General features: G+C 57.3%; 13 protein-coding genes. 4 read left to right on the plus strand and 9 right to left on the minus strand.

The window, feature by feature from the left end; genetic code table 11:
- Window positions 1-41 precede the first annotated feature (41 nt).
- The 6 genes from GRI36_RS12565 to GRI36_RS12590 form a co-directional block, all read right to left on the minus strand.
- Window positions 42-719, minus strand: a complete 678-nt coding sequence (locus GRI36_RS12565; RefSeq protein ID WP_160598766.1) for a polyamine aminopropyltransferase — start codon at window positions 717-719, stop codon at window positions 42-44.
- 21 nt (window positions 720-740) lie between these two features.
- Complete coding sequence (locus GRI36_RS12570; RefSeq protein WP_160598767.1) at window positions 741-1,790, minus strand: succinylglutamate desuccinylase/aspartoacylase family protein; 1,050 nt, start codon at window positions 1,788-1,790, stop codon at window positions 741-743.
- 158 nt (window positions 1,791-1,948) lie between these two features.
- Window positions 1,949-4,270 carry a polyribonucleotide nucleotidyltransferase gene (gene pnp / locus GRI36_RS12575; protein WP_160598768.1) on the minus strand — a complete coding sequence of 774 codons (2,322 nt, stop codon included), beginning with the start codon at window positions 4,268-4,270 and terminating at the stop codon, window positions 1,949-1,951.
- A gap of 175 nt (window positions 4,271-4,445) precedes the next feature.
- The gene (gene rpsO / locus GRI36_RS12580; RefSeq protein ID WP_160598769.1) at window positions 4,446-4,715 is read right to left on the minus strand and encodes a 30S ribosomal protein S15; all 270 of its coding nucleotides are present in this window, start codon (window positions 4,713-4,715) and stop codon (window positions 4,446-4,448) included.
- Window positions 4,716-4,720: 5 nt separating this feature from the next.
- On the minus strand, window positions 4,721-5,758 hold the full coding sequence (gene truB / locus GRI36_RS12585) for a tRNA pseudouridine(55) synthase TruB (protein ID WP_160598770.1): 1,038 nt from the start codon (window positions 5,756-5,758) through the stop codon (window positions 4,721-4,723).
- A gap of 31 nt (window positions 5,759-5,789) precedes the next feature.
- The gene (locus GRI36_RS12590) at window positions 5,790-7,244 is read right to left on the minus strand and encodes an SLC5 family protein (RefSeq protein ID WP_160598771.1); all 1,455 of its coding nucleotides are present in this window, start codon (window positions 7,242-7,244) and stop codon (window positions 5,790-5,792) included.
- A gap of 120 nt (window positions 7,245-7,364) precedes the next feature.
- Here GRI36_RS12590 and GRI36_RS12595 point away from each other — a divergent pair, with 120 nt between their 5' ends.
- The 4 genes from GRI36_RS12595 to galK are packed head-to-tail and all read left to right on the plus strand — an operon-like array spanning window position 7,365 to window position 13,119.
- Entirely contained in the window at window positions 7,365-9,491 is a 2,127-nt protein-coding gene (locus tag GRI36_RS12595; protein WP_328598394.1) for an alpha-galactosidase, read from the plus strand.
- On the plus strand, window positions 9,484-10,998 hold the full coding sequence (locus tag GRI36_RS12600; RefSeq protein WP_160598773.1) for a glycerol-3-phosphate dehydrogenase: 1,515 nt from the start codon (window positions 9,484-9,486) through the stop codon (window positions 10,996-10,998). The genes GRI36_RS12595 and GRI36_RS12600 overlap by 8 nt, the downstream gene beginning before the upstream one ends.
- Entirely contained in the window at window positions 10,998-12,074 is a 1,077-nt protein-coding gene (locus GRI36_RS12605; protein WP_328598395.1) for a galactose-1-phosphate uridylyltransferase, read from the plus strand. Before GRI36_RS12600 ends, GRI36_RS12605 begins: the two co-directional genes overlap by 1 nt.
- 1 nt (window position 12,075) lies before the next feature.
- On the plus strand, window positions 12,076-13,119 hold the full coding sequence (gene galK, locus GRI36_RS12610; protein ID WP_160598774.1) for a galactokinase: 1,044 nt from the start codon (window positions 12,076-12,078) through the stop codon (window positions 13,117-13,119).
- Here the strand turns inward: galK and GRI36_RS12615 are convergent.
- Genes GRI36_RS12615 through GRI36_RS12625 form a run of 3 tightly spaced genes read right to left on the minus strand, consistent with a single transcriptional unit; the run spans window position 13,098 to window position 14,935 of the window.
- Window positions 13,098-13,799 carry a site-2 protease family protein gene (locus GRI36_RS12615; protein WP_160598775.1) on the minus strand — a complete coding sequence of 234 codons (702 nt, stop codon included), beginning with the start codon at window positions 13,797-13,799 and terminating at the stop codon, window positions 13,098-13,100. The two genes, galK and GRI36_RS12615, sit on opposite strands and share 22 nt — an antisense overlap.
- Window positions 13,800-13,827: 28 nt before the next feature.
- Complete coding sequence (locus GRI36_RS12620; protein ID WP_328598396.1) at window positions 13,828-14,364, minus strand: GNAT family N-acetyltransferase; 537 nt, start codon at window positions 14,362-14,364, stop codon at window positions 13,828-13,830.
- Window positions 14,357-14,935 (minus strand): thymidine kinase, encoded by a 579-nt coding sequence (locus tag GRI36_RS12625; protein ID WP_160598776.1) that lies wholly within the window; start codon window positions 14,933-14,935, stop codon window positions 14,357-14,359. The genes GRI36_RS12620 and GRI36_RS12625 overlap by 8 nt, the downstream gene beginning before the upstream one ends.
- Window positions 14,936-14,937 lie beyond the last annotated feature (2 nt).

Below are 14,937 nucleotides of genomic sequence, written 5' to 3' on the forward strand. Positions count from 1 at the left end.
GAATTAAGCAAGAACGGGTGATTTTGCAGTGAAAACGGCCTTCAGGCTTTGGCAAACCAGATTGTGTGGCGCGGCCCCTTGTTGTTGGGACGGGCGCGGACTTCGATTACTTCCACCTCGAACCCGTTTTTCTCGAGCCGGTTGGTAAATCGCGGGTCTTTGTCCGCTGACCAAATCGACAGCACCCCGCCCGGTGCCATCGCCTCGCGCATCTGGCGCAGCATTCGCGGGGAATAGAGCTTGTCATTTGCTTCTCGCACCAAGCCATCAGGGCCATTGTCGACATCAAGCAATATAGCGTCGAATTGCGCGCGCATTCCGTCTGCCGCCTCTCCAATCGGGTCGGCAACATCGGTCAACTCCAGCGTCAGGCGCGGGTCATCCAGGCAATCACCAGTGTGATGCGCCATTGGCCCCTTCGCCCACTCGATAATTTTCGGGACGATCTCCGCCACGACAATCCGTGCATCTTTCGCCAGCCGGCGTTGAGCCGCACGCAGAGTGAAGCCCATTCCATATCCGCCAATCAGAATGTTAGGCTTATCCGCCCTGACCCGGTCAATCGTCAATTCGGCCAGTTGCTCTTCGGAAAATTGCATCCGGGTGGACATCAATTCGTTACGCTTGAGCGTGATCATATGATCGCGGCCATGCGAAATCAGCTCCAGCTCTTCGCCGCCAGGAACCTGCGCGGTGTCAATTAATTTGCGTTCTAACATCTAACTACCTTTGCGCGCCGCTTAGACAATTTCGTCTTCATCGAACAGTCCGTCGGCGAAGGCCGCATCCTCTATATCGCTTAGCCGGTCTTCCGCGGTGCCTGGCACCTCTACCTCGGCGACATGCATCAAGGCGTCGCCCTGATTGACCACAGGCAGATTGCTGCGACCGATAATAATACCATGAATGGGGGATTCAACCGCGACGTCTTGGTCTCCGAACGGGTCAGCCAGATAGCCAACCGCTTCGCCCTTATCGACTAAAGCGCCAAGCGGTTTGGTCGCACGGAAAATGCCGCCTTCGGGTGCGCGCACCCACATCGACCGCCGGCTGCGGATCGATTTTGCTCCGGCTTTCCGAGGCAATTTCACACCCATCCCCAGATTGGCCATGACCCGCAAAATACCCTGCACTGCCACGCGAATGCTCAATTCGTCGAACCGCAAGGCCTCGCCCGCCTCGACCAGCAATACGTCACAATCATGGTCGGCCGCGGTTTGACGCAGCGAACCTTCGCGCAATTTTGATACGATAACAGCTGGTGCACCGAATAGCGCCGCCAGCTCTTCGGCCTTGGCCCGATTGTCACTAATCCGCACTTGAGGCAGATTTTCGCGGTGCAATCCCGCAGTATGGATATCAACGCCTATGCTGCAACGCGCGATAATCTCTGTTGTAAAACAATGCGCCAATTGCGAGGCCAGCGATCCCTTCGCAGATCCCGGGAAGCACCTGTTCAAATCGCGCCGGTCTGGCAGATAGCGCTGGTGCGCGACAAATCCGTAGGCATTCACAATCGGGACGCAAAGCAAAGTACCTTCCAGCCGGCTGGCCGATACCGATTTGAGCAAGCGCCGCACAACTTCAACTCCGATAATCTCGTCACCATGCACGCTGCCGCTGACGAACATGACCGGCCCCGGCTTCTTCCCGTGAATTACCCGAACCCGCATCGAAATTTCAGTGTGAGTGGAGAGGCGGCTGACAGGAATATCGATGGTTTCAGATGTGCCCGCTTTGATGCTGTGGCCAGCGAGTTCGAAATCAGCAACGCGTGTTCTGTTGAACAAGGACAATAACTTTCAATTTTGCCAGCCCAATTGGCTGTACAGCATTTGCACCCTGCTCTTGCAAAAGGGAAGAGACTGCTCCCGACAAGGAAAAAGGGCTGACCAAAAAAAGGGGCCGCGATCTCTCGCAGCCCCCTCTTATTCGGATGAAGTGACAATTAGTCCTTCAGGAAGTCCGGCATGTGGGCTGCGTCACCGCCGCCACCTTCATTACCGCCACCCGAAGGCTTGTCACCGCCGCCATCACGGCCACCGCCTGCACGAGGCCCGCGACCACGGCCGCCATCACGGCCACCGTCACGACCACCGCCGCCGCCGCCGCGACGTGGACCACGGTCACCGCCGCCACTGCGTGGCTTGTTTTCGCGCGGCGGGCGAGTGTCTTCCAACTCTTCACCGGTTTCCTGGTCAACTACGCGCATCGACAGACGGACTTTGCCGCGCTGATCGATTTCGAGAACCTTGACCTTTACTTCCTGACCTTCGGAGACAACGTCACCTGGCTTTTCAACGCGCTCGTTCTTCATTTCAGACACGTGGACGAGACCGTCCTTGCCGCCCATGAAGTTCACGAATGCACCGAAATCAACAATGTTGACGACCTTACCGTCGTAGATTTTGCCAACTTCGGCTTCTTCTACGATGCCAGCGATCCACTTGCGGGCCGCTTCGATCTGGGTGACGTCGGACGATGAAATCTTGATCAAGCCTTCGTCATCGATGTCCACCTTCGCGCCAGTTTCCGCAACGATCTCACGGATCACCTTGCCGCCGGTACCGATGATGTCGCGGATCTTCGCTTTGTCGATCTGCATTGTCTCGATGCGCGGTGCGTGTGCCGAAAGTTCGGTCCGTGCGCCAGTAAGCGCCTTGGCCATCTCGCCAAGGATATGCGCGCGGCCGGCTTTCGCCTGTGCCAGCGCCTGAGCCATGATTTCCTGCGTGATGCCGGCAACCTTGATGTCCATCTGCATGGTGGTGATACCTTCTTCGGTACCGGCCACCTTGAAGTCCATATCACCCAGGTGATCTTCATCACCCAGAATGTCGGACAGCACAGTGAAGTCATCACCTTCGAGGATCAGGCCCATGGCGATGCCCGAAACGGGGCGAGTCACCGGAACACCGGCATCCATCATCGACAGACAGCCGCCGCAGATTGTCGCCATCGAAGACGAGCCGTTGGACTCGGTGATGTCGGACAATACGCGGATGGTGTATGGGAAATCTTCCTTGGAAGGCAGCACCGCACGCAGAGCGCGCCATGCCAGCTTGCCGTGGCCGATATCGCGGCGGCTTGGTGCGCCGAAACGGCCCACTTCACCAACCGAATAGGGCGGGAAGTTATAGTGCAGCATGAAGTTGGTGTAGGTCAGGCCTTCCAGCCCGTCGATCATCTGCTCGCTATCCTTGGTGCCCAAGGTGGTGGTGCAGATGGCCTGCGTTTCGCCGCGGGTGAACAGCGAAGAACCATGCGCACGCGGCAGGAAGCCGACCATGGCTTCGATCTGGCGAACTTCGTCGGTCTTGCGTCCGTCGATCCGTGTGCCGTCTTTCAGAATAGCACCGCGAACGATTTCTGCTTCGAGCTTCTTCACCGCTTTACCAGCTGCCATTTGCGTCTGGCCATCTTCACCTGCGAAGGCTTCCTTGGCTTTGGCCCGAACGGCGTTGAGTGCGTCCGAACGCGCCGATTTGTCGGTCAGCTTGTAAGCAGCAGCAATATCGCCACCGACGACGCCAGCCAACTTGTCTTTGATTGCCGAATTGTCGGAGATCGCGATGTCCCAAGGATCCTTGGCAGCTTGCTCGGCCAGATCGATGATCGCGCCGACAACTTTCTTGATTTCATCATGCGCGAACATAACCGCGCCCAACATGACTTCTTCGGAAAGCTCTTTCGCTTCGGATTCGACCATCATCACGGCATTGCCGGTGGCAGCCACGATAAGGTCAAGCGCGCCTTCGGCAGCAACCGATTGGGCTGGGTTCAGCGTGTATTCGCCTTCTTCATAGCCCACACGGCAAGCGCCGATCGGGCCCATGAAAGGAACGCCCGAAATAGTCAGCGCAGCCGACGCTGCGATCATGGCGACGACATCTGGCTCGGTCTCGCCATCATAGCTGAGGACCTGACAAATTACGTTGATTTCGTTGTAGAAACCTTCGGGGAACAGCGGGCGAACCGGACGGTCGATCAGGCGGCTGGTCAGCGTTTCCTTTTCGGTCGCACCACGTTCACGCTTGAAGAAGCCACCGGGGATGCGGCCTGCTGCGGAGAATTTTTCTTGATAGTGAACGGTCAGCGGGAAGAAATCCTGGCCTTCCTTCACAGATTTGGCGGCAGTCACGGCGCACAGCACCACGGTTTCGCCATAGGTTGCCAGTACTGCACCGTCTGCTTGACGGGCGATCTGACCTGTTTCGAGGGTGAGGGTTTTGCCGCCCCACTCAATCGATACGGTTTTCTTGTCGAACATGTATTTTCCTTATGATCCCGCCAGCCATATTGCTGCGCGGGGCCTTCTGATTCCGGGGGTACCGGCCCGGACCGGTGTGGAACCTATCTGGTTCCGTGAGGCCCCTTCGCCGAATTGCGACGGGTGCCTGATAGAAGAAGGGCGGCCAGTTTCCCGGGCCGCCCTTCGTAAACTCTTACTTACGCAGACCCAATTTCTGGATGACTACGTTGTAGCGCGCTACGTCAATCTTCTTGAGATAGGCGAGCAGGCTACGGCGCTTATTGACCATGGTCAGCAGGCCGCGACGCGAATGGTTATCCTTGTGGTTGGCCTTGAAGTGATCGGTCAGGTTACGGATGCGAGTTGTCAGAATGGCAACTTGAACTTCCGGCGAACCAGTGTCGCCCTCGTTCTGTGCGTATTCTTTGATAATCTCTTGCTTCTGTTCAGCGCTAATCGTCATAATATTTACTCCGCGACATCGTGAAGATTAAAACCCCTGACGACTTTCACCGTCCCGCCTGCAAGCTCCACCAATGCGACCGGAATATCCCGGTGCACGGCACAATAGAGCCCGTCTGCTTGGGGCTGCCCGGTTAAGACGCGGCCCTGGCGGACCGCTGCTGCCTGTTCGGACGTGAGGGATAGAGCCGGGATGTCGTCCAGCCCTGCCTCCAATGGCAGTATTATGTCTTCAAGTCGCGCGCCCTTACCGATTTCGTTCAGTTTGTCTAGCGAAATCGCCTGTTTTTCGAGGAAGGACCCCGCCTTGATGCGCCTGAGATAAGTAACGTGTCCGACCGTTCCAAGCGCCAGTGCGATGTCCCGTGCAAGAGAACGGATATATGTGCCCTTGCTGACATGCGCGGTCAGGGTGACACTGTCCGCCAGTTCCAGCGGCGCGGCAACATCATAAGGGTCAGGGCGGCCTGCCGTCGTGGCGAAGGTCGAGGTGAGCTCCGGCCCGGCCAGACCACCTTCGTCGCCCCCGTGAAAATGGGAATCCGAGCTGAGCGAATAGATCGTCACATGCCGCGTCTTAAGCTCCACCTCTTCTCCGGCGCGCGCCAGATCATAAGCACGCTTGCCGTCAACCTTTAACGCCGAGTATTTGGGCGGCACTTGATCAATCTCGCCAGTGAAGTGCTCCAAGATCGCAGCCACAGCGGCCATCGGAGGCCTACGATCTGAAGTCCGCACCACTTCGCCCTCGCTATCAAGCGTGGAGGTTTCCTCGCCAAACTGGATTGTGAAGTCATAGATCTTGCTGGCATCAAGCATCCGCCCCGCCAGCTTTGTCGCCTCACCCAGCGCAATCGGCAAAACGCCTTCGGCCAATGGATCAAGCGTGCCCCCATGGCCGACTTTGGTCTTGGCATAACCGCCCTCGCGCAGATTGCGCTTCACCGCGGCGACCGCTTGCGTCGAGCCAAGCCCAAGCGGCTTGTCGAGAATTATCCAGCCATGAGGGGCAGGAAATTTGGGCGTCGGCTTGGGTATATTCATACCGCACAGCTAGGCGGTAATCAGCGCCGCCTCAAGCAGAAGCACCCCCGCTATTGCGCGCGCCGATGGCAAATTGAGCGGTTTGGCCAAAAAAGATCCGGTTGCTGACAAGCGCCATTGCCACCGACAAAACCAGCGTGATTGCCATACCGTGGATATAATGGAACGGTTGCCACACCATGCTGAAATACGCGTAGAAGGCAACTCCGGTCACGACCCCGATCATGGCCGCGCCCGCCTTCACATTGCGGAACACCAGACACACGATGAACGCCGACAGGATCGGCATGGAAAGCAGACCGTACAGTTCCTGCACGGTGTTAATCAGGCTTTCCTGACTGGCGAAGAACGGCACCAGCACCAGCGCCAATACCGACATTGCAATTGAAACGATGGCACTCAATTTCGCCACAGGCGGATTTTTCTCAAGATAAGCTTCGTGGATGTCGCACACATATAGCGCAGCAGAAGCGTTCAAAATCGAGTTGAATGTCGTCAGCACCGCCGCCGCGATTGCCGCTGCGAACGCTCCGGCCAACCAGGTCGGCAAGACATCGCCGACGATCCGGCCATAGGCTGGATCGCCGATATCTCCGTAAAGCTTGTATGAAACGATGCCCGGAATCACGACAATCGCAGGTACAATCAGCAACCGAATGCCAGCCGCCGCCAGCACGCCTTTTTGCGCTTCGCGAATACTCGGTGCGGCCATCGCGCGCTGGGTGATTGTCTGGTTGGTGGACCAATAGAATGTCTGAATAAAGATCATCCCGGTCAACAGCGTGGGCCACGGTATCGGCGAATCATTATCGCCAATCAGCGTCAACCGTTCTGCGGGTATGCCAGACAGGTCGAAATCAATCGCTGCGAGCGCCAGATAGACAACCAAAATTGCCAGACCGAGGATTAGCACCCCCGAATATGTATCAGACACCGCAACCGCGCGCAGTCCGCCGAAAATCGCATATGCCGCACCGACGCCCGCTAGAACAACGGACGCAAACATCAGGCTCTCGATGCCTGTATCCATCCCGCTCATCGACAGCAGGAACAGCGAGCCTCCGTAAAGAATTGCGGGCAAGAAGATGAACAAGTTGCCAAACAGGAACAGCACCGAAATCAACGCGCGTATATGCTTGTCGCCATACTTTTTTTGCAGAAGCTCGGTCGTGGTGGTGCAATCATTCTTATAATAAACCGGCAGGAATACAAAACACAGGATCATCAGGCCAGCAACAGCGGCAAATTCCCACCAAGCGAGCAACGCCATCTGGTTACCATTCATCCCGATCAATTGGTCAGTTGAAAGGTTTGTGAGGGTGATCGAACCTGCGACAAAATACCAGGCCAGCCCGCCATTGGCGAGGAAGTAGTCCTTCTCGTCAGCCGCCGCACCTTTGCCCTTGCCCCGGCAGTGCATATAAGTGGCGAAGGCGATCAAGGCGGAGATTCCGAGGAAAACCGCGATTTGGACCGGATTATTCATATTTGGCATTCCCCTTGGCAGCCTGATCTTCGTCAGGTCTGTCTGGCTGACTAGCTTCGTTTGCGAACAATACCAATTGTTTCTGTTTGCCAGCACCGCATGATCTGGCAAAAGCCTTGCGTGGCTGATTTCTCCATTCTTCGCGGCAAAGACACTCTCATCGTGCTGGACGCGGCCAAGGGTGAGCGGACGTCGATTGTTTATTGTGGGCCCGATTTACCGGGCGCTACGGCTGAAGAATTGGTTTTGTTGCAGACCAGCCAGCATGTCCCCGGCGGGCCGCAGCAGCCGATAAGGGCATCACTGCTTAATCCGCTAGGCACTGGTTGGTCCGGAAGTGCGGGATTGCTTGCCCATTGCGCCAGGAAGGACTGGGCGATTGATCTGCGAGTTGCTTCGATTGACCAGACATCCGATCAGCAAATCGAAATCCTAACCGAAGACGTAAACGCCAACCTGTCCGTCACTCACAATTTGAAAGTTTGTGCGGAAACAGGCGTTCTTTCAGCTTCTTCCACGGTAACGAATACCGGAACAAGCGCGGTCCAGCTTGAATGGTGCGCGCCTGTTTGCCTTCCTTTTGACGACCGGCTGACTTCGCTCAAAACCTTTAGCGGCAAATGGGCCGATGAATTTCAAACCGAAACGATAGGCCGGTTTCGCGGGACCTATCTACGCGAGAACAAGGCTGGCCGGACCAGCCATAGCGACTTTCCCGGGCTCTTTGCAGGAACCCAGACAACTGGCGAGACGAGTGGACTGGCCGCGGGTTTTCATATCGGATGGTCGGGCAACAGCCGCGTTCGGTTGGACACCGGCCAAGACGGCCATACATTCTTGCAAATGGGCGAATTGCTATTTCCCGGAGAATTGGAACTTGGCCGTAGCTACACCACTCCCACTTTCTTCGGTTGCTGGTCACGCGACGGCTATGGCGATGTGTCGCGGCGGCTTCATCATTACCTGAAAGATTCGGTGCTGAAGCAGCGCCCCAAGTCGCGTCTTGTTCATTATAACACATGGGAAGCGGTGTATTTCGACCATTCGGAAGCGCGTCTACTCGATCTGGCGGAGAAAGCAGCCGCAGTGGGTGCAGAGCGTTTCGTGCTCGACGATGGCTGGTTCGGCGGGCGGCGGAGCGACCAAGCGGGTCTTGGCGACTGGCGGGTTTCGTCTGAAATTTATCCTGGCGGGCTCCATCCGATAGTGAACCGTGTGCGCGAATTGGGGATGGAATTCGGGCTGTGGTTTGAACCCGAAATGGTCAATCCCGATAGCGACCTTTATCGCGCGCATCCTGATTGGGTGCTGGGTATCGGCGGCACCGATCCAATCCCCTCACGTCATCAACTCACGCTCGATCTGACCAAGCACCAAGTCACGAATTACCTGTTCGAAACGATAAGCGCGCTGATCCGCGACTATAAGATCGATTACATCAAATGGGATATGAACCGCGACACCCAGCATCCCGGCAGCGACGGCCGCGCGGTTATGCACCAGCAGACAAACGCTCTTTACGCGCTGCTTGATCGTTTCAGAACCGCGCACCCCAATACCGAAATCGAAAGCTGTTCCTCAGGCGGAGCGCGGGCGGATTACGGCATCCTCAGGTACACAGACCGTATCTGGACATCGGACAATAATGACGCGCGCCGCCGCCACCAGATCATGCGTGGCGCGAGCCATTTCTTCCCGCTCAAAGTGCTCGGCAACCACGTTGGACCAAAGAAATGCCACATCACAGGCCGCATGTTTTCGATGGAGTTTCGCGCCGCCAGTGCAATTTTTGGCCATATGGGCATGGAGCTTGATCTGGCGGATGAGACAGCGGAAGAACGCGCTACCCTCGCCGCCGCGATTGCGCTGCACAAGCAGCATCGAGGCTTGATCCATGATGGCGCGTATTACCGGATCGAGACACCGGATTTTCTGATGGCGCAAAGTTGCGTCGAACCCGGCAAAACCGCCGCGCTGAGCAGCTGCGCGCTACTTGACATGCACCCTTCCACTATCCCGCCAAGGTTGCGCTTCGCCGGGCTTGCTCCCGACAAAAATTATCGCACCCGCATGGTCTGGCCGCAGCACAACCCCTCACAGTCCTCCCCCTCAATCATCGAAGAGGCAGATTTGACTGGCGAGGGCTTTATTGCCAGCGGTAGCGCGCTTATGGGGCATGGCATGCAGCTCCCGCTTACCCATCCCGACACTTGCCTGATTTTTCACAGCGAGACCGTAAATGATTGAAGCAGCGCCCTATGATCTGCTGGTCATCGGCGGCGGGATTAACGGCGTGGGTATCGCCCGCGATGCGGCCGGACGCGGGGCGAAGGTGATGCTGGTGGAGAAAGACGATCTCGCCAGCCATACGTCTTCAGCCAGCACCAAACTGGTGCACGGCGGCCTGCGTTATCTGGAACATTATGAATTCCGCCTTGTTCGCGAAAGCCTGATCGAGCGTGAGCGCTTGCTGGGCATGGCGCCGCATATCATCTGGCCGCTGCGCTTTGTGTTGCCGCATGACAAGGGCCTGCGCCCGGCATGGCTGCTGCGGCTCGGCCTGTTTCTTTACGACCATATCGGCGGACGAAAGCAGCTACCGGCGACCAAGACCGTTGATCTGCGCCAGTCGCCGCACGGTGAGGTGCTGGAGGATAGGCTGGTCAAGGGGTTCGAATATTCGGATTGCTGGGTCGAGGATTCGCGGCTGGTTGTGTTAAATGCGGTCGATGCAGCCGAGCGCGGCGCAGATATCCGCACCCGCACCGAATGCACAGGGCTGGAACGGCGTGGGCCGCTCTGGGTCGCCGATTTGAAAAATGATGATCGCTCAAAAGAACAAGTGAGTGCACGCGCTGTGGTCAATGCCGCAGGGCCGTGGGTCGACACAGTTCTGGGCCGCGCCAATCCGGGCGAAAGCCATCAGAATCTGCGACTGGTAAAGGGTAGCCATCTGATATTCCGCAAGCTGTATGACGGCGATCATTGTTACATCTTCCAGAACAAGGACGACCGGATCGTCTTTGCCATTCCTTACGAGCGGGACTTCACGCTGGTGGGCACAACCGATGTGGCCTTTACCGGCGATCCCGACACAATCGCTATATCCGATGAAGAGAGCGCCTATATTTGCGACGCGATCAACGAATATCTCAAGACTGATGTTTCGCCCGATCAGGCGGTATGGAGTTATTCGGGGGTGCGCCCGCTTTATGATGATCATTCCGCCAACAATTCGACCGTAACGCGCGACTACGTTTTTGAATTGGATGCACCGGATGGCGCGCCGCCGATCCTGTCGATTTTCGGCGGAAAAATAACCACCTACCGCAAGCTGGGCGAGCATGCGCTACACAAGCTTTCCAAGCTGGATGTTGTTCCGGCAGAGGCGTGGACCGAGGGCGCTACCTTGCCTGGCGGCGATATTGTTTCCGGTGGTTTCGATGCTTTCGTAAGCCAGATGCAAAGCCGGTTCAGCTGGTGTCCTGACGATACGATGCTGCGCCTTTGCCGTGCATATGGAACGCTGGTGACTGACCTGATTGGTGACGCTGATTCCTGGGCAGATCTGGGACAGGATTTCGGCGCTGGACTAACCGAGCAGGAAGTCAATTTCCTGATTGTCCGCGAATTTTCGAAGACCGCCGATGACATTTTGTGGCGACGCAGCAAGCTGGGCCTGCATATGACCGCCGAAGAACGGGCAGCGCTCACCGAGTGGTTTGGGCGGTGCAATCCGGTAGCCGCGTCTTAGTGGACCGGCTGGGCAATCTTGATTTTGCAGCGGGCGGCCCTGTTCACCGGCGCAGCTTCACCAAAGCCGATGGCCGGATGCTGTATCTCTACGGGCGGGAGCCACACACGCTGCTGCCACAGCCGCAGGATAAGGATGCCATCGCAACCGGAGGAGAGCTCCGCTTCCATCCCTTGCGCGGCGAGTGGAATGTCTATGCCGCGCATCGACAGAACCGCACCTTCAAACCCGCGGCCAGCGCCGACCCCCTGGCACCGACCAAGCCGAACGGTCCAGCAACGGAAATCCCATTCGAAGATTTTGAACTGGCGATTTTTGAAAACAAGTTTTCAGCCCTGCACCCCCTAGCGCCGAACCCGCCAGTACTGAACGGCATTTCCAGCGAAACGGCCAGCGGGGCGTGCGAAGTTATCGTCTATACCCCCGATGCGGAGGGCAGCCTCCACACCATTGGGCAGGATCGGCGCTTGTTACTAATCACCGCCTGGATCGACCGCTATCGGTCGTTGTTTGCGCGCGGCTGCGACTATGTGCTGCCGTTTGAAAATCGCGGCGACGAAGTGGGCGCTACTTTGCACCATCCGCACGGCCAGATTTACGGCTTCGGCAAAGTGCCGCTGGTCCAGCAAGCCGCGATTGATGCGTTTGCTGCGGGCTATGATCTTGCAGAGGAAATTAGTCGCGCGATGCCTGGATATGGTCTGGCCGAAGAAGGCGGCATGGCGGCGTACTGTCCGCGCTACGCCCGTTTTCCCTACGAAGTGTGGATCGCTCCGCAACAACGCCGCGCAGGCCCGTGGGAATGCAGCGAAGCTGAAATCGAAGGATTTGCGACTTTGCTGGGCGACGTAACGCGCCGCTACGATGCATTCTTCGGACGGCCCACACCTTATATGTTTGCGCTGCATTCTGCGCCGCGTGAGAGCGGCGATACTTATCATTTCACCGCGCAATTCTATCCGCTGCTTCGCGGCCCGGACCGGGTTAAATATCTCGCCTCGGTTGAACAGCACACCGGCGTTTTCACGGTTGATGTCATGCCCGAGAGCGCGGCTATGGCACTAAGGTCTGTCTAAAATGAATGTAACCGCAACTTCGCCCGGCCGGGTTAATCTGATCGGCGAACACACCGATTACAACGGAGGCTGGGTGCTTCCTGCGGCGCTTTCAGTCAGCCTTACGGCAACGATTATTCCGCGCACAGACCGGCGCGTTAGCATCGCTGCGCGCGGGTATAATGGCACGGCAGAACGCACGCTGGATGACGCGGCAAGACGCCATTGGTCCGATCCAGCAGTCGGTGCAATGCGCGAGGCGGAAGCGCTGGGATTGATCGGCAACGGGGCGGACATTGCGATCAGTTCGGCCATTCCGGCTGGCGCTGGCTTGTCTTCATCTGCGGCTCTTATTGTGACCTTGCTGAAGGCCGCGCGCGAATATGCAGGCTCTGATCTTTCCGATACCGAAATCGCACTGGCGGCGAGGCGCGTAGAAAACGAATATATCGGCGTCCCGTGCGGCATCATGGACCAAATGGCGGTCGCAATCGCCAAGCCGGGCGAGGCCATGGCGCTGGACACAGCCACACTCGAATACCGCGTTGTCTCCCTGCCCTCCACGCATGAAATGGTGGTTATTCACTCAGGTCATTCACGCAGCCTAACCGATGGACGCTATGCCGCACGCAAAGAAGAATGCGATGCTGCCAAGGCATTTTTCGGCACTAAAAATTTGTGCCTGCTCGACCCGTCTGAGATCGAATCCGCAAAGGATATTGACGAAATCCTGCAAAAGCGCGCCCGCCATTGCGCGACCGAGCACCGGCGCGTGCTGGCGTCGATAGAGGCGCTGGAAGCAGGCGACACTTGCCAGTTCGGCGCGCTGATGGCGGCAAGTCACGCCTCGATGCGCGATGATTTCGAAATGTCGATTCCGGAAATTGACGCGCTGGTCGCCGATGCTGTCGATTTGGGTGCAATCGGGGCGCGGCTTACTGGCGGCGGCTTTGGCGGATGTATCGTCGTCTGCATTGGCGCGAATAAACGCGCCGCCTGGCAAGACGCTTTGTTAAAGCGTCATACCGGCGCGCGCTATATAGATCATGTCACCGCCGGGGCCTGAACGCCTGCAATCGCGAGCGATAAGCGCAAGAATTTATCGTAAAGCCATTCAACCGGAACGCCGACAGTGTTTTCGATAATGCCTGCTTGCGGGAACGCCCAGGTCGCCGCGATCAGCGCGATCAGCAGGAACATTCCCATCTGTTGTAGCTTTGCATATTGCCCCGCCATGCTGCGCGGGAGCAAGCCTTGCACAATGTGCGAGCCGTCAAACGGAGGGATCGGAAGCAGGTTAAATAGCGCGAGAAAGATATTGATAATTATGAAGAACTGAAACGCCTGAAGCACATAGTTAAAGGTGCCATCGGAAAGGCCGGTCAGCGAAGGGAACGCCAGACCGAAAATTATCGCGCCGATAATTCCCAATATAATGTTGGTTGCAGGTCCAGCAGCCGCGACCAGCATCATGCCGTATCGCGGATTCTTCAACCGCCGCTGCTGGACCGGAACCGGCTTCGCCCAGCCGAAAATCGGGCCGCCCATCAGCGCCAGCGCCCCGGGCACCAGCAAAGTCCCCACCGGGTCTACGTGCCGGATTGGATTGAGGCTCAGCCGCCGTTGCTCTTGGGCGGTTGGATCACCGAGCGCAAGCGCGGTCCAGCCGTGCGCCACTTCGTGGAATACGATTGCGATTATCAGGCACGGGATCAGGATTGCAGCATTGATGAGGGTTTCGGTCATGCAGCGTAGATAGGCTCCCTTGCCCCGGTCAACCAGCCCATTCTTCGCGAAGCAGGCCGAATACCGCCGTGTCGCGGATATAGCCGGTCCAAGTTATCCGATCTTGGCGCAGCGTCCCTTCGCGTAAAGCCCCCAGCTTCGCAACCGCTGCCATCGAACGCGTGTTGCGCGTATCAATATTGAAGCGGATCTTGCGGAAACCGTTCGCAAAAGCATGCTCGATCAGAAGTTTTTTCATCGCTCGATTAAAACCAGTCCTGCGCGCCATAGGTGCAATATAGGTTCCACCAATTTCGACCACGCCAAACGCATCGGGGCTGATGTAATTGGTCATTCCGACAAGCTGGCCGGTTGCAGCGTCTATGACCGCGAACTTCACCCAATTGTCCATTGCATGGAACCGCTCCATGGCGGCATCAAAATCATCACCCAGCATATTAACCGGGTATATTTCCCAAATTTCCGGGTCTTCGGCACAAGCCGCTCGCAGGGGTTCCAGGTGATGCTGCGCCAGCGGTTCAAGCCGCACTGGCCCGCCTTCGAGAATTGCCGAGAGATTAGTCACCGAGCGCCTCGCTGAAATGTCTCCGGCACAGCGCGACATAGCGGTCATTACCGCCAATTTCAGTTTGCTCGCCTGCCTTCACCGCCGCGCCGCTGGCATCGACGCGCAAATTCATGCTCGCCTTGCGGCCGCAATGACACACAGCTTTCAGCTCCACGAGCGAATCCGCGATGCCCAGCAAAGCGGCTGACCCCGGAAACAATTCCCCCTGGAAATCGGTTCGCAATCCATAACACAGCACCGGAATGCCTGCTTGATCGGCCAACCGGGCACATTGCCAAACCTGCTCGCCGGTCAGGAATTGCGCCTCGTCAATCAGCACGCAATCAATCGGTTCGACCGAATGCGCCGCGCTGATCCGGTCCCATAAATCGGTACCACCTTCATATCGGTGGGCCTCTGCGCCCAACCCGATACGGCTTTTGATCGCCTTGTCAGCAGCGCGGTCATCCAGCTTGGCAGTCCACAGCATAGTGGTCATGCCGCGTTCGCGGTAATTGAAATCCGCCTGCAGCAACGTGGTCGACTTGCCTGCATTCATGCTGGCATAATAGAAATAGAGTTTGGCCATTG

The organism is Pontixanthobacter gangjinensis, from assembly GCF_009827545.1.
Taxonomy (GTDB): domain Bacteria; phylum Pseudomonadota; class Alphaproteobacteria; order Sphingomonadales; family Sphingomonadaceae; genus Pontixanthobacter; species Pontixanthobacter gangjinensis.